The sequence below is a fragment of the Xanthomonas bromi genome, from assembly GCF_900092025.1.
In the GTDB taxonomy this organism is placed as follows: Bacteria; Pseudomonadota; Gammaproteobacteria; order Xanthomonadales; family Xanthomonadaceae; genus Xanthomonas; species Xanthomonas bromi.
On record NZ_FLTX01000032.1, the window covers coordinates 31,463 to 52,968 of the forward strand.

20 protein-coding genes and 2 tRNA genes are annotated in these 21,506 nt (G+C 65.2%); 12 read left to right on the forward strand and 10 right to left on the reverse strand.

Annotated elements, in window-relative coordinates; genetic code table 11:
- Nucleotides 1-224 precede the first annotated feature (224 nt).
- Nucleotides 225-878 (reverse strand): 2-polyprenyl-3-methyl-6-methoxy-1,4-benzoquinone monooxygenase, encoded by a 654-nt coding sequence (gene coq7 / locus XBLMG947_RS10260; RefSeq protein ID WP_065468333.1) that lies wholly within the window; start codon nucleotides 876-878, stop codon nucleotides 225-227.
- 182 nt (nucleotides 879-1,060) lie between these two features.
- Between coq7 and rplM the strand changes: the two genes are divergently transcribed.
- Both rplM and rpsI read left to right on the forward strand, forming a co-directional pair.
- On the forward strand, nucleotides 1,061-1,489 hold the full coding sequence (rplM, locus tag XBLMG947_RS10265) for a 50S ribosomal protein L13 (protein ID WP_003483082.1): 429 nt from the start codon (nucleotides 1,061-1,063) through the stop codon (nucleotides 1,487-1,489).
- Nucleotides 1,490-1,491: 2 nt separating this feature from the next.
- Entirely contained in the window at nucleotides 1,492-1,884 is a 393-nt protein-coding gene (rpsI, locus tag XBLMG947_RS10270) for a 30S ribosomal protein S9 (protein ID WP_016902423.1), read from the forward strand.
- 454 nt (nucleotides 1,885-2,338) lie between these two features.
- Here the strand turns inward: rpsI and XBLMG947_RS10275 are convergent.
- Nucleotides 2,339-2,413 (reverse strand) — tRNA-Gln (locus XBLMG947_RS10275).
- 52 nt (nucleotides 2,414-2,465) lie between these two features.
- Nucleotides 2,466-2,542: transfer RNA gene (locus tag XBLMG947_RS10280), tRNA-Met, on the reverse strand.
- Between the two features lie 118 nt (nucleotides 2,543-2,660).
- On the opposite strand from XBLMG947_RS10280, the gene XBLMG947_RS10285 reads away from it, so the two are divergent.
- From XBLMG947_RS10285 to bfr, 3 genes are all read left to right on the forward strand, one after another.
- Nucleotides 2,661-3,278, forward strand: coding sequence for an RNA pyrophosphohydrolase (locus XBLMG947_RS10285; RefSeq protein WP_065468335.1), 618 nt, complete (start codon nucleotides 2,661-2,663; stop codon nucleotides 3,276-3,278).
- Between the two features lie 80 nt (nucleotides 3,279-3,358).
- The gene (locus XBLMG947_RS10290) at nucleotides 3,359-3,568 is read left to right on the forward strand and encodes a (2Fe-2S)-binding protein (RefSeq protein WP_065468337.1); all 210 of its coding nucleotides are present in this window, start codon (nucleotides 3,359-3,361) and stop codon (nucleotides 3,566-3,568) included.
- A 334-nt stretch (nucleotides 3,569-3,902) separates the two neighbouring features.
- The gene (gene bfr / locus XBLMG947_RS10295; protein WP_003483093.1) at nucleotides 3,903-4,373 is read left to right on the forward strand and encodes a bacterioferritin; all 471 of its coding nucleotides are present in this window, start codon (nucleotides 3,903-3,905) and stop codon (nucleotides 4,371-4,373) included.
- A 562-nt stretch (nucleotides 4,374-4,935) separates the two neighbouring features.
- Here the strand turns inward: bfr and XBLMG947_RS10300 are convergent.
- Genes XBLMG947_RS10300 through XBLMG947_RS10310 form a run of 3 tightly spaced genes read right to left on the reverse strand, consistent with a single transcriptional unit; the run spans nucleotide 4,936 to nucleotide 9,878 of the window.
- Nucleotides 4,936-7,245 carry an ATP-binding protein gene (locus tag XBLMG947_RS10300; protein ID WP_065468339.1) on the reverse strand — a complete coding sequence of 770 codons (2,310 nt, stop codon included), beginning with the start codon at nucleotides 7,243-7,245 and terminating at the stop codon, nucleotides 4,936-4,938.
- The gene (locus XBLMG947_RS10305; protein WP_065468341.1) at nucleotides 7,246-9,213 is read right to left on the reverse strand and encodes an EAL domain-containing protein; all 1,968 of its coding nucleotides are present in this window, start codon (nucleotides 9,211-9,213) and stop codon (nucleotides 7,246-7,248) included. It lies immediately after the preceding gene.
- A 38-nt stretch (nucleotides 9,214-9,251) separates the two neighbouring features.
- Nucleotides 9,252-9,878 carry a DUF4126 domain-containing protein gene (locus XBLMG947_RS10310; protein WP_065468343.1) on the reverse strand — a complete coding sequence of 209 codons (627 nt, stop codon included), beginning with the start codon at nucleotides 9,876-9,878 and terminating at the stop codon, nucleotides 9,252-9,254.
- Nucleotides 9,879-10,007: 129 nt separating this feature from the next.
- Between XBLMG947_RS10310 and XBLMG947_RS10315 the strand changes: the two genes are divergently transcribed.
- From XBLMG947_RS10315 to ampE, 6 genes are all read left to right on the forward strand, one after another.
- Nucleotides 10,008-10,745 carry a DUF6776 family protein gene (locus XBLMG947_RS10315; RefSeq protein ID WP_065468345.1) on the forward strand — a complete coding sequence of 246 codons (738 nt, stop codon included), beginning with the start codon at nucleotides 10,008-10,010 and terminating at the stop codon, nucleotides 10,743-10,745.
- Nucleotides 10,746-10,748: 3 nt separating this feature from the next.
- Nucleotides 10,749-11,198 carry a bactofilin family protein gene (locus XBLMG947_RS10320; protein WP_065468347.1) on the forward strand — a complete coding sequence of 150 codons (450 nt, stop codon included), beginning with the start codon at nucleotides 10,749-10,751 and terminating at the stop codon, nucleotides 11,196-11,198.
- A gap of 84 nt (nucleotides 11,199-11,282) precedes the next feature.
- Nucleotides 11,283-11,669 (forward strand): iron-sulfur cluster insertion protein ErpA, encoded by a 387-nt coding sequence (gene erpA / locus XBLMG947_RS10325; RefSeq protein WP_002808218.1) that lies wholly within the window; start codon nucleotides 11,283-11,285, stop codon nucleotides 11,667-11,669.
- Between the two features lie 916 nt (nucleotides 11,670-12,585).
- Nucleotides 12,586-13,848, forward strand: coding sequence for a lipase family protein (locus XBLMG947_RS10330; protein WP_065468349.1), 1,263 nt, complete (start codon nucleotides 12,586-12,588; stop codon nucleotides 13,846-13,848).
- Between the two features lie 311 nt (nucleotides 13,849-14,159).
- Complete coding sequence (gene nudC, locus XBLMG947_RS10335; RefSeq protein ID WP_065468382.1) at nucleotides 14,160-15,050, forward strand: NAD(+) diphosphatase; 891 nt, start codon at nucleotides 14,160-14,162, stop codon at nucleotides 15,048-15,050.
- Nucleotides 15,051-15,126: 76 nt separating this feature from the next.
- The gene (gene ampE, locus XBLMG947_RS10340) at nucleotides 15,127-16,017 is read left to right on the forward strand and encodes a regulatory signaling modulator protein AmpE (RefSeq protein ID WP_065468352.1); all 891 of its coding nucleotides are present in this window, start codon (nucleotides 15,127-15,129) and stop codon (nucleotides 16,015-16,017) included.
- Between the two features lie 181 nt (nucleotides 16,018-16,198).
- On the opposite strand, the gene XBLMG947_RS10345 is transcribed toward ampE, so the two are convergent.
- From XBLMG947_RS10345 to XBLMG947_RS10360, 4 genes are all read right to left on the reverse strand, one after another.
- Nucleotides 16,199-16,606 (reverse strand): DUF2752 domain-containing protein, encoded by a 408-nt coding sequence (locus XBLMG947_RS10345; RefSeq protein ID WP_065468354.1) that lies wholly within the window; start codon nucleotides 16,604-16,606, stop codon nucleotides 16,199-16,201.
- Between the two features lie 2 nt (nucleotides 16,607-16,608).
- Nucleotides 16,609-16,989: a CD225/dispanin family protein gene (locus XBLMG947_RS10350; protein WP_065468357.1), complete on the reverse strand. Its 381-nt coding sequence runs from the start codon at nucleotides 16,987-16,989 to the stop codon at nucleotides 16,609-16,611.
- 236 nt (nucleotides 16,990-17,225) lie between these two features.
- The gene (locus XBLMG947_RS10355; protein WP_065468360.1) at nucleotides 17,226-19,148 is read right to left on the reverse strand and encodes an MFS transporter; all 1,923 of its coding nucleotides are present in this window, start codon (nucleotides 19,146-19,148) and stop codon (nucleotides 17,226-17,228) included.
- Between the two features lie 68 nt (nucleotides 19,149-19,216).
- Nucleotides 19,217-20,119 carry a LysR family transcriptional regulator gene (locus XBLMG947_RS10360; RefSeq protein WP_065468362.1) on the reverse strand — a complete coding sequence of 301 codons (903 nt, stop codon included), beginning with the start codon at nucleotides 20,117-20,119 and terminating at the stop codon, nucleotides 19,217-19,219.
- 97 nt (nucleotides 20,120-20,216) lie between these two features.
- On the opposite strand from XBLMG947_RS10360, the gene XBLMG947_RS10365 reads away from it, so the two are divergent.
- A complete protein-coding gene (locus XBLMG947_RS10365) occupies nucleotides 20,217-21,407 on the forward strand; it encodes an MFS transporter (protein ID WP_065468384.1) in 1,191 nt (396 codons plus the stop codon).
- The last annotated feature ends 99 nt before the right edge of the window (nucleotides 21,408-21,506 follow it).

The following is a 21,506-nucleotide window of genomic DNA, read 5'->3' on the forward strand; positions in this document are numbered from 1 at the left end:
ATTGCTGCAAGGGCTTTCGAGTGCCGCGCTGCTTCTTGCCGCTAGTTGTACGCAGCCATGTTGTGCTGAGTGGTGCTGTTTTCGAAGAGGTTGCTTTGATGGCAGGCTTCGTTCAGCGATCACTTTCGGCTCGCGTTGCCGCGGCGTTTCTCACGCTACGGTGTGCACGTCACTGCAGGCCGGAGTCTGCTCGCCAGCCAGCCGCCAATCCCCAATCCCCAATCCTAGAGGCGGTAAGCGACGGTCTTCATCAGCTTGGAAGCCAGTGCCATGGCGGTCGGGATGGGCGGTGGCAGGATGCGGGCGCCGGCTTGTTCGGCCTGGTCGGCGTGGCGGGCTTCGTCGATCTTCATGACGCGCAGGATGGCGCGGCTGCGCTGGTCGATCTCTGGCAGGGTTTCCAAGTGCTCGTCCAGGTGGGCTTCGACCTGACGTTCGGTCTCGACCACGAACCCCAGGCTCCAGTCGTCGCCACGTAGTCCGGCCAGCGCACCGAGCGCGTAGCTGCCGGCATACCAGAGCGGGTTGAACAGGCTGGGGCGGCTGTCCAGCTCGTGCAGGCGGTCGGCGCACCAGGCCAGATGGTCGGTTTCTTCCTGCGCGGCTTCCAGCAGGTGATGTTGGGTGTGCGCGTCGCGGGCCACCGCGGCTTGGCCGAAGTACAGGCCCTGCGCGCAGACCTCGCCGACATGGTTGATGCGCATCAGGCCGGCAGCGTGGCGGCGTTGCTCCGAGTCCAGTTCGACGTCGGGTGTGTCGGCAGCGGGGTTGGGGCGTTCTGCCGGCGGATCGCCGAACACCGTGTCCAGCGCGCGCTGGGCTTCGACCAGTAGCCGGTCGAGCGGGCTATGCAATCGGGAAGGGGAGGTCTGGGTCATTGGGCGATTCTGGCCTCGCTCCGCCGCGCTGCCAACCGCCATGGGCTGGCCGTCGCTGCAACTTGCGCCGCTGCTTGGTGTCCCGTACAATCCTGCCTCTTCTGTTTCGCCTTCACAACGCGTGGCAAAGTTCCAGTGGTCTTCGGCCGCTGCAATCCGCCCGACCACTCAAGAGTTTTCTCATGACTACGTTCACCGCCAAGTCCGAGACCGTCCAACGCGACTGGTATCTCGTTGACGCCGCCGGCAAGACGCTCGGCCGTCTTTCCACCGAACTGGCCCGCCGCCTGCGCGGCAAGCACAAGCCGGTTTACACCCCTCACGTCGATACTGGCGATTACCTCGTGGTGATCAATGCCGAGAAGATCGTCGTCACGGGCAACAAGCTGAAAGACAAGAAGTATCACCGCTTCACCGGCTATATCGGTAACTTGAAGACCGAGAGCCTGGAGCAGGCGCTGCAGCGCCACCCGGAGCGCGTGATCGAAATCGCCGTCAAGGGCATGCTGCCGAAGGGCCCCCTGGGCCGCACCATGTACCGCAAGCTCAAGGTCTATTCGGGTGCCGAGCATCCGCACGCCGCCCAGCAGCCGCAAGTTCTGGATATCTAATCATGGCTATCACGCAAAACTACGGCACTGGCCGCCGCAAGTCCTCCACCGCTCGCGTGTTCCTGCGCAAGGGTACCGGCAACATCACCGTCAACGACCGTCCGCTGGACGAGTTCTTCGGGCGTGAGACGGCGCGCATGATCGTGCGTCAGCCGCTCGAGCTGACCAAGAACACCGAGAGCTTCGACATCCTGGTCACCGCCTCCGGCGGCGGCACCACCGGCCAGGCCGGTGCGATCCGTCTGGGCATCGCCCGTGCGCTGGTCGAATACGACGAAACCCTGAAGTCCGAGCTGCGCAAGGCCGGCTTCATGACCCGCGACGCCCGTGAAGTTGAGCGTAAGAAGGTCGGCCTGCACAAGGCCCGCCGCGCGACCCAGTTCTCCAAGCGCTGATCCATCGCGTTCGCATTGCGCTGGTTCGCCGGGGCAATCGCTGCAGAAGCCCGGCATTGCCGGGCTTTTGTCGTTTTGGGGCTTGCGATGCGCGTGCCCGTTCGCCATCGGTGACACATCCGGGTTGGATCATGCGATTGCTTGTGGGCGGCGGTGGTTGCGCGGGCTGAATTGAAGCGGCACCGCTCACGGGCCTCATCAAGCGGGCTGCCGCTGGATGCGCCTCGTTGCGCATGGCGGTGCCGCTGCCGAGGGTGCAGGGTGCGCCATTGATGGATTCTGGTGCGCGCCGGGTGTCCGATGCGGGATCGGCGTGCAGGCGCGCGCGGTGCTGGCCCGGTATCGTCTGGAATGGGTTAGGGCGCTGAATGGCTGTCGCGCCGTGATTCGATTCAGCCAGGGTGGATCGTTGGCAACAAAAAAGGCCCGATCTTTCGATCGGACCTTTCGTGTGTGGCTGCCCCGGATGGATTCGAACCACCGAATGCCTGAGTCAGAGTCAGGTGCCTTACCGCTTGGCGACGGGGCAATAAAACATGTTGACCCAAGAGTATTGCATGCCGGTGAGGGCCTCAACACCTTGGTGGCTATGGGTGGACTCGAACCACCGACCCCAGCATTATGAGTGCTGTGCTCTAACCGGCTGAGCTACATAGCCTAGGGAGCCGGCAATTCTCGCGATGCGCCTGGGTGTTGTCAAGTATTTCGTTTTCAGCTTGTGAGCAGGGCGTCGCCATGGCAGAGTCGGTGACAGTAGATTTTCAGGAGTCCGCATCGTGATCGATCCGGACGGTTTCCGGCCAAACGTCGGCATCGTGCTGATGCGGCAGGACGGTCAGGTGTTCTGGGCGCGACGTGTGCGCAGGGACGGCTGGCAGTTCCCGCAAGGTGGCATGAACACCGATGAGACGCCCGTCGAAGCCATGTACCGCGAATTGCGCGAAGAAACCGGGTTGTTGCCCGAGCATGTGGAATTGCTCGGCGCCACGCCTGGATGGCTGCGCTATCGCCTGCCCAGCCGTGCGGTGCGCCGCAGTGAGCGGCAGGTGTGTATCGGCCAGAAGCAGGTCTGGTTCCTGCTGCAGTTCACCGGCGATGAATCCCACCTCAAGCTCGACCATACCGATACGCCGGAGTTCGATCATTGGCGCTGGGTCGATTTCTGGTATCCGGTCGAGCACGTGGTGATGTTCAAGCGCGGCGTGTACGCCCGCGCGCTGCGTCATCTGGCGCCGCTTGCGCAGAATCTTGCAGGCCCGGCGGCGGTCGGTGCGATGCCCGAACGTGCGCAGGAGGCGTGGTTGCCCGGCAGCAGCGCGGCCGGGCACGACAGCCCGCGCAAGCGGCCGCGCAAGCGCAACGGGGCTCGGCCGGTGCGGATTAATAATGATTAACGCATGGAATTGACACTTATTCTCGTTTGCGGTGCAATCAGTCCCGGTCCTTTCCGGATCGCCAACACCCGACCGATACCGTGTACGTCTGCATCTGTAATGGGGTCACCGACCACCAGATCCGCGAAGCGGCCGAGAATGGCTGCGCCAGCCTCGCCGAACTGACCATGCGCACCGGCTGCGGGTCCAATTGCGGCTCGTGTCTTGAGATCGCAGGCGATCTGTTGAACCAGGCACACGCCACCCGCGCGCTGTCGTTGCCACTGTTGGGGTTGGCCAGCGCTGCCTGATGTAGCGCCGTCCGGGTCCGAGGGGCCCCACCATTGTTTAGTGGTTTCCCGCGAGACCTGACGCGAGATGCGTGCCCACTCGTGCGGCGAGGTACGACTGGCGTCGCTGTGTCGCTGAAGCAGGGCCTGCATTTGCGTGGTGTTCCGCTAATGGTCTGTGCAGGATTGCAGCCGGTGATCCGTCCAATCCGTCGACAGCCTCTGGCAGCTGCGAGTTCTTCCGGCACCTCCGTCTATGGCGCGAAGCGTCCCGCAACTGATCACGATTCGCGTTCCTTCATGCGCCGCGCCAACGCGTTAAAGTGCGGCCGGCTCACTGTCTCGGAGACATCGCATGAAGGGCGATACCAAAGTCATCGAGTACCTCAACAAGGTGCTCTACAACGAACTCACTGCGATCAACCAGTACTTCCTGCACGCCAAGATGCTGAAGAACTGGGGCCTGAAAGAACTGGCCGAGCATGAGTACAAGGAATCCATCGACGAGATGAAACATGCGGACAAGCTGTCCGACCGCATTCTGTTTCTCGAAGGGCTGCCTAATTTTCAGGCGCTGGGCAAGCTGCGTATCGGCGAGAACCCGACCGAGATGTTCCGCTGCGATCTGACCCTGGAGCGCGAGGCCGTTGTCGTGCTGCGCGAAGCGGTGGCGTACGCGGAGACCGTCAAGGACTACGTGAGCCGGCAGTTGCTGGTGGACATCCTGGAGTCGGAAGAAGAGCACATCGACTGGCTGGAAACCCAATTGGACCTGGTGGCGCGCATCGGCGAGCCGAATTATCTGCTGACCAAGCTGGACGACTAAACGTCTCTGGCCGGGATGATTGTTTTGCCCTGGAGTGCTGGCGCGGGTTGTTTTGCTGGTCGGTGTTTTCCGCGATTGTCGCGGATGATGTGGCGCTGCAGAGTTGGCTGCCGGCTGAGCGTGCATGGCTTCGTCCGTACCCTCACCCCAACCCCTCTCCCGCAGGAGAGGGGCTCTTGCGTTCGTGGAACTCGAGGCTTGAGTGTCCTCCTGCATGCGAGGGCGTTGAGCATCAGAGAGATTGAGCATTGCGTTGACGACATGCAGATGCTCGGCACAGAGCTGTCGTCGCCCCCCTATGGTGCTTGCGCGATGACTCCGCAACCGTGTTGGTGGCGGCCTGTAGGCGCATCAGCTTGCTGAGCAGGGGACGACCGCCGTCAGATGCGGCGATGATCCTGGGCGCGTTCACCGAGCGGGCAAGGCAGCCATGACCGAGTAGCGTTCGTGGTCAGGGCTGCTCTGCCCGAGAGCGTTCGCAGTCGGGATGGCTTCCCCATGGGCCGTTCGATGCGGGTGATGTCGCCAGACTCCTGCCGCTGCCTGGACAGTCCTGATTCGATTACTGGCTTGTCGTGCTGGCGGCGACCTGCAGGCGTGCGACCTGGCCTAGCAGCGCCAGGCGGGCACGGGCGTATTCGGCGATGACCAGGGCGACCATGACCGAGGGACGTTCGATGGTGCCGGTGCGGGCGGCCAGTTCGATACGCCGTGCGGCATTGGACACCGCCTGCGCGCCGACGTTGGCGCTGGAGGATTTCAGGGTATGGGCGAGGTCGCGCAGCTGCATGCTGTCGCAGTTGGCTGCGGCCGCTTCCAATCGTTCGATGATGAGCGGGGCGTCTTCCAGGAACAGCTGCAAGATGGTGATGGTGTCGGTGCCGGCCACGTCGTACAGCTCGTCGATGACGCCGTTGTCCAGGATGGGCAATGCGCGTGCCTGCGCGCCGGCGCTGGCGCTTTCGGGATCGTGGGTGGCCTGGCCGGCCGTGCTTGGGCCGGGCAGCAGCGCCTGACGCGGCAGCCAGCGTTGCAGGCAGGCATCGAGCTGTTCGCGCGCGACCGGCTTGGACAGATAGTCGTCCATGCCGGCGGCCAGGCAGCGTTCGCGATCGCCGGCCATGGCATTGGCGGTCATCGCCACGATCGGGATCGGACGGCCGCCGCTCTCGGTTTCCATCGCGCGCCAGCGCCGGGTGGCGGCGTAGCCGTCCAGCACCGGCATCTGGCAATCCATGAAGACCATGTCGTAGCGGGTGGATTCCATGCGGCTCAGCGCCGCTTCGCCGTCGGTGGCGGTGTCGGCCTCGAAGCCGAGCACGGCCAGCAGTTTCTGCGCGACCAGCAGGTTCACCGGATTGTCTTCGACCAGCAGGATGCGCACGTCGCGTGCGTTGGCCATCGGTGGTGGCAACGACTCCGGGATCAGCGCCGAGGCCAGCGTGGCGGTGTGGACGGGCTTGGGATCGGGCGGCAGCACCAGGGCGCGCAGGGTTTCGTCCGGGCTCAGACGCGGCACCAGGGTGGCGTGATCCTGCAGTTCTGCCGGCACCGGTTCTTCGCCGTACAGCCAGATCAGGCGGGGGCCGTTGGCGTCGTCCGGGCGGGCGAGCGCGCGGTGCACGGCGCGTGCGCTATAGCGCAGCGTGTCGTGGTCGGCGATGACGCAGCGGAAGCCTTCGGTGTCGCTGCGGCGGCGCACGCGTTCGAGCGCTTCCTGGGTGGTTTCCATCAGCACGTGCGATACGCCCCAGCTGTCGAGCAGGCGCTTGAGGCGTTGCGACAGACGCGCATCGGAGCTGATGACCATCACGCGTGCGGCGTCGGCACCGGTGGCCTGCTGCAGGTCGCCGATCACCTTGAGCAGCGGAATTTCGAACCAGAACGTGGCGCCGCGCCCGGGTTCGGATTCCACCCCGATGCGGCCACCCATCAGATCGATGATGCGTTTGCAGATCGCCAGCCCCAGCCCGGTGCCCCCGTACAGGCGCGTGGTGGAGGCGTCGGCCTGAGCAAAGGAGCGAAACAGGCGCGCCTGCTGGTCCTGGGCAATGCCGATGCCGGTGTCGCGCACCTGGAAGCGCAGCAGATGCTGGGCGCGGGTTTCGCCCAGGCGACGCAGCTGGATGTCGACGCTGCCGCGCTCGGTGAACTTGATGGCGTTGCCGATCAGGTTACTCAGCACCTGGCGTAGGCGGATCGGGTCGCCGCGCACCAGCAGGCGCACCGACGGTTCGATATCCAGGCTCAGGCGCAACTGACGGCCTTCGGCAGTGCGCTGCAGTAACTGGACGACGCCGTCGAGCAGTTCGCGCAGGTTGAAGGTGGTGATTTCCAGTTCGAGCTTGTTGGCCTCGAGCTTGGAGTAATCGAGGATGTCGTCGACGATGCGCAGCAGCTGTAGCGAGCTGCCGGTGGCGGTCTGCAGCATGTCGCGCTGATCAAGGCTGAGCTGGCCGCTGGAGATCAGTTCCAGCATCGGAATGATGCCGTTGAGCGGCGTGCGAATTTCGTGGCTCATGGTGGCCAGGAATTCGCCCTTGGCCAGGGTGGCGGCTTCGGCAGCCTGTTTGGCGCGCAACAATTCCTGTTCGAGTTCGCCGTGGCGCTGCAGGTCCTGCTGCAAGCGTTCGCGGGCCAGGTCGGCCTCTTCCAGGCGCTGCGCCAACGCGTGCTGCGCACGGGCGGCCCGGGAGGCCGCCGCCGCGGCGCAGATCCCGCACACCACTGCCAGCGCTGCCGACACCGCGGTGATCGTGCGCCAGGGGCCTTGCAGCGCAGACCATTGCAAGCCTGCGCCCAGCGCTGCCGCCAGAGCGGACAGCGTTGCGAGTGTGCTCCAGGCGCGAAAGCCTCCTGCCTGCGCTGTCACTCAGAGCACCGCGTTCGTGAAGTCGAAGTCCAGTTCCTTGCCGACGGTCTGCACCAGGTTGCCCTGGATGAAATCCACCCCGCTCATCCACATCGCGGCCGCCGCCTGCGGATCTTCGATGCGTTGCCCGATGATCAGCAGCCCCCGCTGGTGGGCGACGTCGATCACGCCGCGCAATTCGTCGCGCACCGCCGCGTTGCCGTGGGCATCGGCGAAACGGTTGGCCATCCGCACGAAACTCAGGGGCAACTGGCTCAGCAGCGCGTTGGCTTCGTCGCCCGGCTCGAACTGGCTGAGGCAGAACTGCACGCCGGCCGGCATCAACCTGGTGCAGAACTGCTGCAAGGTCACGGCGTGGATCAGCGCATCGTCCAGGCGCAAATCCACGATCAACGATTGTCCGGCCACGCCGCGTTCGACCAGCGCTTCGAGCAGCCAGTCGGCGAAGGCGTCGCGGGCCAGCGTGCGCGGCGATTGCGAGACGAACAGGCGCAGCGGTGGGCTGGCGTGTTGGTACAGATGCAGCAAGCCCAGCGCGTGGTCCATGACCTGCTGATCGAGATCGGCGATGCGTCCGGCCGCTTCGGCGGCAGGAATCACCTGGCCTGCCGAGAGCAGTGTGCCGTCGGCCTGGCGCAGCCGCAGCAGCACCTGGTATTGCGCGGTGTCGCCGCCGGCGACGGCCACGATCGGTTGATACGCCAGTTCCAGTTGGCCTTCGACCAGCCGCAGTTGTTCCTGCTGTTCGGCCTGGCTGGGCGCGAGGTAAGTCTGCACGCCGTCGCTGCGCAGGCGTGCCTGCAGCGCGGTGCGCTCGACTGCTTCCAGCGCGCTGCCGGTGTCGTTGAAGCCCAGGCCCAGCGCTGCCACGCCGATGGCGCAGCGCACGTGCACGGATTCTTCTTCGCGCACCGGGAAGGCGTTGGCGGACAGCCGTTGGCGAATCTCCAGCGCCTGCTGTTCCAGGCCGGCTTCGGGCATGTCCATAGCCAGCATCAAAAAGCTGTTGTCGTTCAAGCGTGCCAGTGGATAGGGCTGGGCCGCACTGGCCAGGCGGTGCCCGGCCTGGGTCATCAACCGCTCGTAGGCGGCATAGCCGTAGCGTTCGCGCAGGCCGAGCGCGCTGGCGATCTCGATGAAGAACAGCCCGCCGGACTGCTTGCGCTCCAGCGCTTCGGCGAGCAGGCCCATCACGTGGCTGCGCGTGGGCAGGCCGGTTTCCGGATTGCTGCGCACGCTGACCTGTTCGCCGGTTTGCTGCAGCGCCTGTTGGCGTGCGCGACGGATGCGGTTGGAGACCGCGGCGATGAGATGGCGTGGGCGGATCGGCTTGGTGAGGAAGTCGTCGGCGCCGCTGTCGAGCACTTCGAACTGGCGCTCCGGGTCCGGATCGCCGGTGAGGAAGACGATCGGCAGCAACTGCTGACCGGGCTGCTGACGGATCAGCGTGGTCAGGCGGATGCCGTCCAGCTCGGGCATGTGCAGGTCCATCAGGATCAGATCCGGGTGATAGTCCTGGATCGCCTGCGGCACGCTGGCGGCGGTCATTTCGACCTGTGCATGCATGCCGGCGCCGTGCAGCACGCTCTGCGCGAACAAGGCCTGCGAGCGGTCGTCTTCGACGATGAGCACGCGATACGGCGCATCGGCCGCGACGTTGTCGTCGCCGTCGCGCGGCGCAGCGGTGGATGTCGGCAACCCGGTGGGCGCCGATGCCGATGCGTTAGACGCGCTGCCGATGGCGGTGACCGGGCGCGGTGGCGCAGCGGGCGTCGGGCTGGGCGCGGCTGTCCTGGCAGGGGCAGGAATGATCGCCGCGCTCACCGGCGCAGTGTCGTCGGATGCCGCGGCAGCCTCATCGGCCCAACGGCGCCAGTGATCGGCCGGCGGGGTCTCGGCGCGCAGTGGACGATGACGCGTGGCGGTGTGGTCACGCGTGGTGGAAAGAACCGGATCTCGGGCGGCCATTGATACTCCCTGCAGTCGCTATGATTATGCGATGAACTTCACGGTAATCGCGAGCTGCGTGCAGCCGGCGTCGCGGTAGAGCGCATCGGCGCGACCAGTCGGCGCATGCCCCGCCACAGCAATCGCCAGACCCACCACACCACCAGCGCCGTCAGCAGGCTCGAGCCCACCGCAACACTCAGTGCCAGGAATGGATGCGCCAGCGCCAGGGCCAACGCCGTGGTGGTGACGGTGTCTTCGGCCAGCGAGGCGACCCAGTTGCTGGCCGGTTCGGGTGAGGTGTTGAGCAACGCGCGGGTGCCTGCCTTGAGCGTGTGGCTGGTCAGCGCCACGCCAGCGCCGGTCGCCAGGGCGCTCGCCCCCAAATTGCCGTCGGGCGAGAGCGTCGCCGCAGCCAGGAAGGCGCCGGCCGGCACGCGTGCCAGTGTCTGCACAAGATCCCAGCCCGAATCCACGCCGGGGATCTTGTCGGCGAAGAATTCGGCCACTGCCAGCGCGCCGGAGGTGCCCAGGACCCACCACGACTGCGCTGGATGCAGGGCCGGCGGCAAGTCGATCCAGCCCAGCAGGCCGGCCAGGCCGACCCCGAACACGGTGAGATAGGCCCGGATGCCGGCCAGCCAGGCCAGCAGGATGCCGATCACGAACAGATGCGTTTCGCTCATGGCGTGGTTTCCTGCAAACAATTGCGGAACTATCGGATAACCGCCGGTCCAGCGCCAGCGCGACGAGTGTCGGGGCTCTGGCACACTACGCCGCCCCTGATTGCGCCGGCCCGTCCGGAACCGATGCCCATGAGACCAGCCGCACGCGTGCAGATCGTCCAACGGGAGTCCGGCGGCGTCCGCTCCGGTGGCCGCTGGCTGTGGTTGGTGGTCGCCATCGTGTGGCTGACCTCCCTGGGCGGGGTGTGGTGGATGGCCTCGCGCACGGCTGCTCCGCGCCTGGCGGAGGCCGAGGCTGCGCTGCAGCAGGCGCAGCGTCGCCAAGCCCAGCAGCGTTGGCAGATCGAGCAATTGCAACAGCGTCAGGTCAATCTGGCGATGTCGGACAAGATCAGTCGCGCGGCCAATACCGAAGTGCAGGCCTCGCTGGCCGAGCGCGACGAGCAGATCGCCGCGCTGCGCGCCGACGTGGCCTTCTACGAGCGGCTGGTGGGCTCCACCGCGCAGCGCAAGGGGCTGAATGCGCATTCGGTGCAGTTCACTGCCGAGGCCGGTGGTACCTGGAATTACAGCGTGGTGCTCACCCAGAACCTCAATCGCGGCGCGATCAGCCAGGGCCAGCTGCGCTTTGCGGTGGAAGGGGTGCGCGCCGGCAAGCTGGTCACGGTGAGCTGGAACGAACTCCACCAGAAGCCCGATGCCGCCGGCCAGCCGTATTCGTTCCGCTATTTCCAGCAGCTGGACGGTAGCGTGATCCTGCCGAAGGATTTCACCCCGCAACGTGTCAAAATCTCCCTGAGCGGCGATGGGGCGCCGGTCAATCAGACATTCGATTGGAAAGTCGCCGGCAATGGCGCGGGGGAGTAGCTCATGTTCGGAAACAAGTCCAGCCGTGGTGGGCAGACCGTGGTCGATACCTTGATCGGACCGCAGGTGGTCATTCGCGGCGACCTGATGTTCAGCGGCGGCCTCTATGTGGAAGGCCGCATCCTGGGCAAGGTGATTGCCGAAGAAGGCACCAGCGCCACCTTGACGGTGGCCGAGCAGGGCAGCATCGAAGGCGAAGTGCGCGCCCCGGTGGTCATCATCAACGGCCAGCTGACCGGCGATGTGCATGCCGCCGAGCGGGTCGAACTGGCCGCCAATGCGCGCGTGCAGGGCAACGTGCATTACCAGGTGGTGGAAATGAGCGCCGGCGCGCAGCTCACCGGGCGGCTGATCCACGCCGCTAGCGCAGGCGCAACCACGGCGCTGCCGGCGCCGGAAGCCAGCCGTGCCGAGCCGGTCGATGCGCTGCAGGCTGAAACGGCCGACGCCTGAGTGCGGCGTGCGCGGTGAACGCCGCGGTAGCCGATGCGGTGGACGTGGCTTGAAGTGGGGCCGTCTGGCCCCCATGCTGACGGCATGAGCACGCTCGTTTCGCTTCCTACCGCCGCCCCGGCACCGGACTATCAGTCCATCGACCGGCCACTGAACTTTTCCGTGGCCGCCGCCGCCAAGGTGCGCGAGCTGATCCAGGAAGAAGGCAATGCCGACCTTGCGTTACGCGTGTACATCCAGGGTGGCGGGTGTTCCGGCTTCCAGTACGGCTTCGAGTTCGACGAGAACCGCGCCGAGGACGACCTGGCCGTGGCCACCGATGGCGTGACGCTGTTGGTCGATCCACTGAGCCTGCAATACCTGATGGGCGCCGAGGTGGATTACACCGAAAGCCTGACCGGCGCGCAGTTCGTGATCCGCAATCCCAATGCAAAGACCACGTGCGGGTGCGGGAGCAGCTTCAGCGTTTGAGTGCGTGTGGGTATGCGGGGATTGCCGGCGTGTAGCGTGTGCTCCGGCGTGGTGCCTGGCGTGATGAAGATTTGACTCCGCGCGCGCGCTTCATCCATGGGCGCGCTGCCAGGTGCTGATCGGCTGGCGATGAGGTGGGGTACGTTGTCAGACACCGTGACTAGTCTGCGATGTGGTGTGTCGCTTGTTTCGCTGCGCGCGCTGTGATGTGCGTGGTGCATCGTTTGGTTCGCCGCGGCAGCTGGTCGGGCGATTGCCGCCTGCTATCACGTAGGCAGCCGATGCGGCCTTCGCATCGCGCAAGTAGCCGATACAGATCGGACCTGCGTCTGGGTGCTCCCGCGATAGGTAATGACTGCGGCAATCCTTCACTTCGACGACACGCGCGCGCCATGTAAAGGTGCGCGGGCAGCGCTGCCTGCGCGCAGTTTGAGGAAGATGGCCCGCGTCCGCGCGCAGCGCAGTGGTCACCTTCCACATGAAGGCAGGAAGGTAGGGCGTCGCTGCCGATCGATCACCCGATGTGCGTCCGATTGGTTGGTGTTCGCGCGCCGCGCGGGCCATGGGCGCTTGCACTTCACGCGCCGCTAATATCTGCGCGTTTCACGTTTCGCGGCGCGCGCACCGGCTTCGTGCGTGCGTGATGGTGCGTAGATCGAGATGACCATACTGCGTGCGTGCTCACCATTGGCGCCACGATATGCGCGTTGTCTCAATCCACGCATTGCCGCTTGTCCCTGCTGATGCAACTCGGTCAGCGCGACACCGTGCGTGCCGCACCTAGCCTGGATCCGCTGCGGTGGTGCACTCACCGCTCCTCTCCTCCCACATGCCGATCAGGCAACCGATGCCGACCACGCGTTGGGTGATTCCTTCCTTCCTGCCTGTCCCATCCATCCACAAGAGAGCATCTCCCATGTTGCAGATCAATTCACGATCCGCGTTTGGCCTGGCGGCCATGTTGGGCATCGCCAGCACAGTGCTTGCGCCCAGCGCACAGGCTGCGCCCGCACGCGGCACCTTGCTCAGCAGCAGTGTCATGACCAGCTATACCCGAGATGCGATTGGCGCCTTGCTGGCCTCCGAGTCGCAGCCCGAGCAGCCCAAATGCAACGTCCGCGTGGCCGAATTCACCTATGCAACCATCGGTGTCCAGGGCGAACCGGCCACCGCCTCTGGCGTGCTGCTGATTCCGGGAGGCGAGCTTTGCACCGGCCCGTATCCATTGCTGGGCTGGGGGCGTGGGACGGAAACGGTTCGCGCCGATGAGCAGGCCAAGGACATCCGTGATGCCAAGGGGGACGACCCGCTGGTGACGCGGCTTGCCAGCCAGGGGTATGTCGTCGTCAGCAGCGATTATCTGGGTCTTGGTAAATCCAATTACGGCTATCACCCCTACCTGCACAGCGCATCCGAGGCGAGTGCGACCATCGATGCGATGCGCGCGGCGCGCAGCGTGTTGCGGCGTTTGAATACCCCGCTGTCCGGCAAGGTCATGTTGTCGGGTTATTCGCAGGGCGGTCACACTGCGGCGGCCACCCAGCGTGAGATAGAGGCGCATTTGTCCAAGGAATTCCATCTGGTGGCCAGCGCGCCGATCTCCGGCCCGTACGCGCTAGAGCAAACATTCGTGGACAGCTGGGGCGGCAGCAATGCAGTAGGCGAAAACACCTTCGGCATCGTTCTGGGTAGCTATGCCATCGTCGCGATGCAGCACACGTACCACAACATCTATCTGGATCCCGCACAGGTGTTCCAGGATCCTTGGGCTCCCAAGGTGGAGCCATTGTTCCCAGGCAAGCAGGGCCTGGTCGATCTGGTGCTAGGGGATACCCTGCCAGGCATCGATAAACTCAAGGCGTATTTCCAGCCCGGCTTCTACCGCGACTTTGCCAGCAACCGGGCCAACCCGTTCCGCCAGGATCTGGCACGCAACGATGTGCTGGCGTGGGCGCCACAGACGCCAACCTTGCTGTGCGGTTCGTCCAACGATGCCACCGTTCCGCTGAAGAATGCGCAGACCGCCATCGCCAGCTTCAAGCGGCAGGGCAGCAATCAGGTGTCGCTGGTGGATATCGGCACGGGCAACCCCGACGACAACTCGGCGTTAGCCCATTTGGCGACCAAAGAACCGTGCATCGTGGCGGTGCGGAATCAGCTGCTGGACAAGCAGCGCTGACGTAACGGTCGTTGTCTGACGCTGTTGAAGCTGCTGCAGGTCCGGGCGTATCCAAGCCCGGACCTGCAGCGTTCGTGACTGCCACTGGTGCAGTAGTACATTTGCCCACCACCACCGGCTAACGTGGGTGTCCTGTCCTTGGGGCGCCCGCGTGCTGGCCTGTGATCGGACCGCGTGCGGCCGGTCGTGAACCACAGAACAAGCCATTGCCGGCGCGAGTGGTGTCCGCGTCTGAACACGCACCGCAGGCGCGCTCGGTGCGATGCGCGCGATGGTTGCAGGCGCTGCCGATTATCGGCAGGCTGGCGCCGATGTCAGAGTCTCTTTTTTCAGCTTCCGGTTTTGCCTTCACCCACGTGCCGCTCGATCGCAGCGATGTGCTGCGTGACGATCCCGACGCCCTGGCGCGCCTTTGGCCGCATGGCCGCGTGCTGTTGCTCGATGCCAAGGGCGCGGCACTGGCCGATGCCGATGGACAGCCGCTGTTAATGGATGGCGCGGCGCTGGCCGACGGGCCGGAGGCGGCGATCTTCCTGGGGCTGCGCGATGCGGTCGGCTGGTTTTGTATGGCGGCCGACACCGCCGCGGTGCAGGCGCCGCAGCGGATCGATCTGCGCCAGGCCGCTGCCGATTGGCCTGCCGACGTCGCCACCGCCTTCTCCTATGCGCGTGCGATGCTGCACTGGCAATCGCGCACGCGCTTTTGCGGCGTCTGCGGCGGTGCGATCGCGTTCCGGCGTGCCGGCTTCATCGCGCACTGCACGCAGTGCCAGACCGAGCATTACCCGCGCGTGGATCCGGCGATTATCGTTGCGGTCAGCGATGGCGCGCGCCTGCTGCTCGGCCGTCAGGCCAGTTGGGCGCCAGGACGTTATTCGGTGATTGCCGGGTTCGTCGAACCGGGCGAATCGTTGGAGCAGACCGTGGCGCGCGAGGTGTTCGAGGAAACCCGCGTGCATGTGCAGGACTGCCGCTATCTGGGCGCGCAGCCGTGGCCGTTCCCGGGCGCGCTGATGCTGGGCTTCACCGCGCGTGCCGCAGCGACCGAGCTGCCACAGGTCACCGGCGAGCTGGAAGACGCGCGCTGGGTCAGTCATGGCGAGGTCACGGCTGCGCTGGTCGGCGAGGGCGACATCGGCTTGCCGCCGCGTATCTCGATTGCGCGTGCGTTGATCGAGCACTGGCATCGTACGCATGCTTGAGCCTGGCCAGCGGCTTTTGCAGTGTTGCAGCGGCGCTTGCGTCCGCTCGGCTAGACTCGGCTGAGGAGGTCCGCCCATGTTCACCACCCTAGTTGCCGTCGTCGTCGCACTCACGCTGGGCCATCTGGTCCCGGCACAAGTGGCCAGGCTGCGCAATTTCGCCTGGTTCGGCCAGTGGCTGCGTCGGTTGGACGGTGACGCGGCCGGGCGCGGTGTGTGGCAAGGCCGTTATGGTGTGCTGCTGGTAGTCCTGCCGGCATTGCTGGTGCTGCTGGTGCAGTGGCTGCTGGACAATGTCTGGCACGGATTTCTGTCGCTGCTGTTCGGCGTGGCGGTGCTGGCCTGGACCTGGGGGCCGCGCGATCTGGATCGCGATGTGGAAGCGGTGATCGACGCCGACGAGCCGCACACGCGGCGCGAGGCGATTTCGCACCTGCAGGCCGCCGGCGGCAGCGTGCATGAAGACGCGCCGTCGCTGGTGGAAGCGGTCGTGGTCAATGGCCTGCGCCGCTGGTTCGCGGTGCTGTGGTGGTTTATGTTGCTGGGGCCGTTCGGCGCGGTGTTGTACCGACTGACTGCTTTAGCGGTGGAAAGCCCGCTGGCGGCCTTGCTGCCGCCACGCACTTTGGCCGGCGCACGCTGGTTGCTGGCGGTGCTGGAATGGCCGGTGGCGCAGCTGATGACGGCGTCGATGGCGCTGGTGGGTAACTTCGACACCGTGTTCCGTGCCTGGCGGCAAGCGCATGGCACCCGTTGGTCGCTGGAACCGCATTTTCTCGGCGCCGTCGCACGTGCCAGCGTCAGCGCAGAGCTGCGCGAAGAAGCGCACGACTACACCGATTCGGGCCTGGCCCCCGTCTGGCGCCGCCTGCCGGAAGTCCGCGATGCGATGAGCCTGGTCTGGCGCGTGCTGCTGCTGTGGTTGGTGGTCCTGGCGTTGCTGGTGATTGCGGGGTGGGTGCGGTGAGCGCTGCTTAACCGGTCGCTAGCAGCAGCGCTGTGCCAGTCATAGTTTGATCGCATGCTGACAGCTCAGGCGACTTTACTGACACGCCAGTTTCACGAAACGTCTTACGCAGGTGTCGCCGCGTCCCACAACAGCGTTGCGCCATGCCAACGCCTTCGTCGGTCTCTTCCAGCGCCTCGCCTCAACCTGGGGCAAGCCACGTAAACGGTGGCCAGGGTAGATTTCTTGCGACCCAGAACCCGGGCAGTAGCGTCACCCAAAGCCATGGAGAGCCCAACAATCTGGCGAGCGGCCTCAGACGCTTGGGTTGCCAGCCGAGATGCCATAGTGCCACCCACGGGATCAGCAACAACAGCCCGACCGCAAGAACATTCATTTTGACGGCTGTGACTACATCGCCATGTGCCAGCGCATGCAAAGCACGGGTGATACCGCACCCTGCACAATAAAAACCAGTGAGCGAGTGGAAGATGCAGGGCGGAAATGGGTTTCCTGGAAGATTCGGATCGAACTTCCAAAAAATCCAAAGACCCGCACCCGCTGCTGCAGCAGCGGGTGCGAGCGAAAGCTGGAGCAGGCGTCTAGACACGCTTATTTCGAGTTCTCGATCTGCTGCTGCATTTCAATGATACGTTCCTTGTAGCCCTCAACGCCGACACTAGCGATTGAGACAACCCAAATCAGCAGTCCGAGCACGAAAATCCCAGTGGTGATCCAGGCCATCATTTTTGCAGTGCTCGATGCCTTCACCGCTCCCGGAAGGTCGCCCACGTTGAGCAAAGGATTGACCTTCGCAGCAAAGATGATCGCCACGACGCCGGTGACAATGCCCGGGATCGTCCAGCATGAACAGCAGATCACAAGGCAAAGAACCGTCATTGTGATCGACCAGGCCAGATGATTTCGAATCGGCTGGACAGGCGGCGGCACGGCGGAAGGCTGCGTATGTATCGGCGGCGGGATGGCACTCATGGTGAAGCTCCTTGGGTGGTAAACAACAGCGAGAGGGTGAAGTAGGTACTGAGTGCCTCGCAGATGCGACGCGGCGTTGCCCGATCACGGCGGACGGGTCTGACGAAGATGCGGCGCATCACCCATATTTCCCAGCATGCGCTGCAGCGTCCGCTTGGCGGTCGCGGCGGCAAAGCGTGCAGTGGCGCACAGGCTACTCGCGGCGCGCAATGGACGCAAAGCCGCATCTGCCGGGCTCAGGGCTGATCCTGACGCAGTGCGCGCACGTGTCGTTCGAGCAGCGCGGCACTGGCTTGATCGCCGGCAACCGCTGCGCCCGCCGCCACTTCGATCTGCGCGCGCATCCGCCGCAGCACCCGCATGCGGCCCAGGCGCGTGTCGCGCCGGCTCCACATGCTCGACCACATGCCCCGCAGCGCCATCGGAATGACCGGCACGCTGCGGCGCTGCAGAATCTTTTCCACGCCGGATTTGAATGGCGCAATCTCACCATCCTTGGTCAACGCGCCTTCCGGGAAAATGCACACCAGCTCGCCATCGGCCAAGGCGGCATCGATGCGGTCGAAGGCCTGTTGCATCAGCGCCGGATCTTCGCGCGCGCCGGCGATCGGGATGGCCTTGGCGGTACGGAAGATCCAGCGCATCACCGGGATGCGGAAGATCTTGTAATACATGACAAAACGCACCGGGCGCGGGATCACCGCCGACAGGATCAGCGCGTCCATGTAGCTGACGTGGTTGCACACCAGCAATGCGGCGCCGTCGTCGGGCACGTGCGTGTCGATATCGCGCGTGCGCAGCCGGTACAGCACGCTCACCAGCATCCAGCTGAGGAAGCGCATCAGGAACTCGGGTACCAGGGTGAAGATCCACAGCGCCACCAGCGTATTGGCGATCGCCAGCGCCAGGAACACCTGCGGAATGCTCAGTCCCGGCAGCGGAATCCGCACTCCGAATAGCACCACCTGCGGCAACTGCAGCGCGATGCCGATCACTGCGGCGGCCACAATGAACAACGCGTTCTGGATATTGAGCCCGGCGATCACGCGCGACAGCTCGGCCTTGGGCGTGCGGCTCTGGATCAGCGCGAACAACGGCACCACGAACAAGCCGGTGAACAGGCCGATGCCGACCAGATCGATGATCAACCGCACGCTGCCGGCCTGCTGCACGAACTGGCCGATCGACAGATCGCTCAACGGCGCGGCGCCGGGGCGGGCGAAATACAGATCCAGCAGGAATGCGCTGATGCCGAACGCGCCCAGCGGCACCAAGCCGATTTCCACCGTGCGCCCGGACAGCCGTTCGCACAGGAGCGAGCCGACGCCGGTGCCGATCGAAAACAGCGCCAGCGCGAACACGTACAGATCTTGCTGGCCGCCGAGGTTGAGCTGCGCGTAGGTAGGCAGCTGCGCGGTGAGCACGGTGCCGACGAACCAGAACCACGACACGCCCAACACCGCGTTGCGCACCGCCGGCGTGCGCCGGGTCAGGCGCATGATGGCGCGCGATTCGGGGATGGGGTTCCAATTGATCTTCAGTTCGGGCGCGCCGGCGTCCACGCGCGGTACCAGCCGCGCCACCAGATTGCCGGTGACGGCAATTGCGATCACCGCAGTGGCCGCCGCCTCCGGACCATGGCTGCCGGCAATCTGGAAGATCAGACCGCCGAAAATCATGCCGCACAGGATCGAGATCGCGGTGCCCATTTCGACCAGGCCGTTGCCGCCGGTCAGTTCTTCCGGCTTCAGCACCGAGGGCAGGATCGAATATTTCACCGGCCCGAACAGCGTGGACTGCAGGCCCGTGCAGAACAGCGCAATCAGCAGGATCACCATGTTCTCGGTGATGAAGCCGACGGCCGCCAGCGACATGATCGCAATCTCCATCGTGGTGGTGATCACGATGAGCTTCTGTTTTTCCAGCTTCTCGGCGATCTGCCCGGCCAGCGCGGAGCACAGGAAGTACGGCAGGATGAACAATGCCGGCGCCAGGTTCGTATACAGCGTGCGCTGTGCGGCATCGATGCCGAGATAGAACAACAGGCCGATGATGGCCTGGCGATACACGTTGTCGTTGAACGCGCCCAATGCCTGGACGGCGAAGAACGGCAAGAACCGGCGCTGCCTGAGCAGGGCGAACTGACTGTGACCGGACATGCAATTTCCTTTGCGAACGCGCGCAGCCTAGCAGGCTTCCACGGCGCGCTGGTGGATGGCGGTTGCGCTCAGCGGCTGATACGTGCCGGCGGCTTGCGTTGCGCGAGCTGGGCACGCAGCAAGGCCACGAAGGCGCGCGCGGCCGGGCTGGGGTCGGGACGCCACACCGCGTAGGTCAGAAAGCGGTAACGCTCCTTCAACGCGACCGTGACCACACCGCGCATGGCGCCGGCCATGGTCTGCGGAACGATGCCCACGCCCAGGTCGGCGGCGACCAGTTCGCGCACCAGATCGGCATGCGTGACTTCGTATTGCTGGCGCTGCCGTAGCCCGGCCTGGTCGAAGGCCGCATCGACGATGCCGCGTACCCCGGCACCGGCCACCAGCCCGGCCATGGGTTCGTCTTCCAGCTCGGCCAGGGCCACCCGCTTGCGCGCGGCAAAGCGATGGCTGGGGGCGACGATCAGGGCCAACGCCTCTTCATGCAGCAACAAGCGCTGTGCCGGCAGCGCGACCTGCGGGCCGACGCCCACCAGCGCGACATCCAGGCGGCCTTCGCCCAGATCGTGCAGCAAGGCCTCGCTCATGGCGGTGCGCAGATGCACATCGACCCGCGCATGCGCGCTGCGGAACTGATGCAGCAACGTCGGCAACTGCACGGTGGTGAGCGAGGAGATCTGTCCCAACGCGAGCCGCCCGCGCACGGTGCCCAGGGCCTGGGCCATTTCCTCGTGCAGGCGCTCGGCGGCGCGCAGGGTCTGGCGGGCGTTGTGCAGGAACACCTCGCCGGCGGCGGTGGGCCGCACCTGGCGGGTGCCGCGTTCGAACAGGCGCGCGCCTAGCGATTCTTCGATCTTGGCGACCTGGTGGCTGAGTGCCGATTGCACGGTGTTGCAGCGGCGCGCGGCAGCGGTGAATCCGCCTTCTTCGGCCACGGCCACGGCAAATTCCAGTTGGCGCAGGGTGAGCATGCGATCTCGAAACAAGATGGAAACAGTGAAAACACTACATTGGAAAGATGCCTTGCCGTTGCCCACACTGCGTCCATTCCTTCAGCAGGCCTTTGCCATGATCGCCGACGCCACCGCCCATCCGCCATTGCCGCGCCGCCTGGTGCTGTTGATGGCCGCCGCTACCGGGCTGGCGGTGGCGAGCAATTACTACGCCCAGCCGCTGCTGGAAACACTTGCGCAGTCGTTCGGGATCCAGGTGCGCGGCGCCGGTGCGGTGGTCACGGCCGCGCAGCTGGCTTACGCGGCGGGGTTGCTGTTGCTGGTGCCATTGGGCGACCGGCTGGAGCGACGCGGCCTGATCGTTGGCCTGTTCGTGCTCAGCGCGCTGGGCCTGCTGGTCAGCGCCAGTTCGCACAGTTTCGCGATGTTGCTGGTCGGCACGATCATGACCGGCGCCAGCTCGGTGGCGGCGCAGATCCTGGTACCGTTCGCCGCCACGCTGGCCGCGCCCAACGAGCGCGGGCGGGTGATCGGGACGGTGATGAGCGGCTTGCTGCTGGGCATCTTGCTGGCACGCACCGCGGCCGGCGTGCTGGCAAGTGTGGGCGGTTGGCATACGGTGTACTGGATCGCCTCGGCCGCGTTATTGCTCACCGCCGGGTTGTTGTGGCGGGGGCTGCCGCGCCATCCGGGCAATGCGCACTTGTCGTACCCGCAGTTGGTGGGCTCGGTGCTGACGCTGCTGCGCGACGATGCGGTGCTGCGTTCGCGCTCGGTACTGGGCGGGCTGATCTTTGCCGGTTTCAGCATGTTCTGGACCACCCTGGCGTTTCTGTTGTCCGGGCCGAGCTATGGCTATGGCACGGCGGTGATCGGGGTGTTCGGCTTGATCGGAGCGGCCGGTGCGTTGGCCGCCAATCGCTCGGGTCATTGGTCCGATCGCGGTCATGGCGATCGCGTGAGCTGGGGCGGGCTGGCGATGTTGCTGCTGTCGTGGGGCCTGCTGGCCTTTGCGCCGTACTCGATCGCGTTGCTGATCGTCGGTGTGCTGCTGCTGGATATCGCGGTGCAGGGCGTGCATATCGCCAACCAGAGCGTGATCTATCAACGCAATCCGACTGCGCGCAATCGCATCACTTCGGCCTACATCACCTGCTATTTCATCGGTGGTGCGGTGGGCTCGACCCTGGGCACGGCAGCGTATGCGCAGGCCGGCTGGATGGGCGTGGTGACCGGTGGCGCGGTGCTGGCTGCAGCGGCGCTGGGTTGGGTGGGATTGAGCGTGGCGCGCAAGCAATGGAAGTGAGCGTGGAAGGCGACGAGGCGATTTAGCCGAGGGCGGTTGCTCTGCTTGCAGTACTCGGCATCGCGCTGCACATGGCTGCTGCTTCGGCGGCGCCGCGCC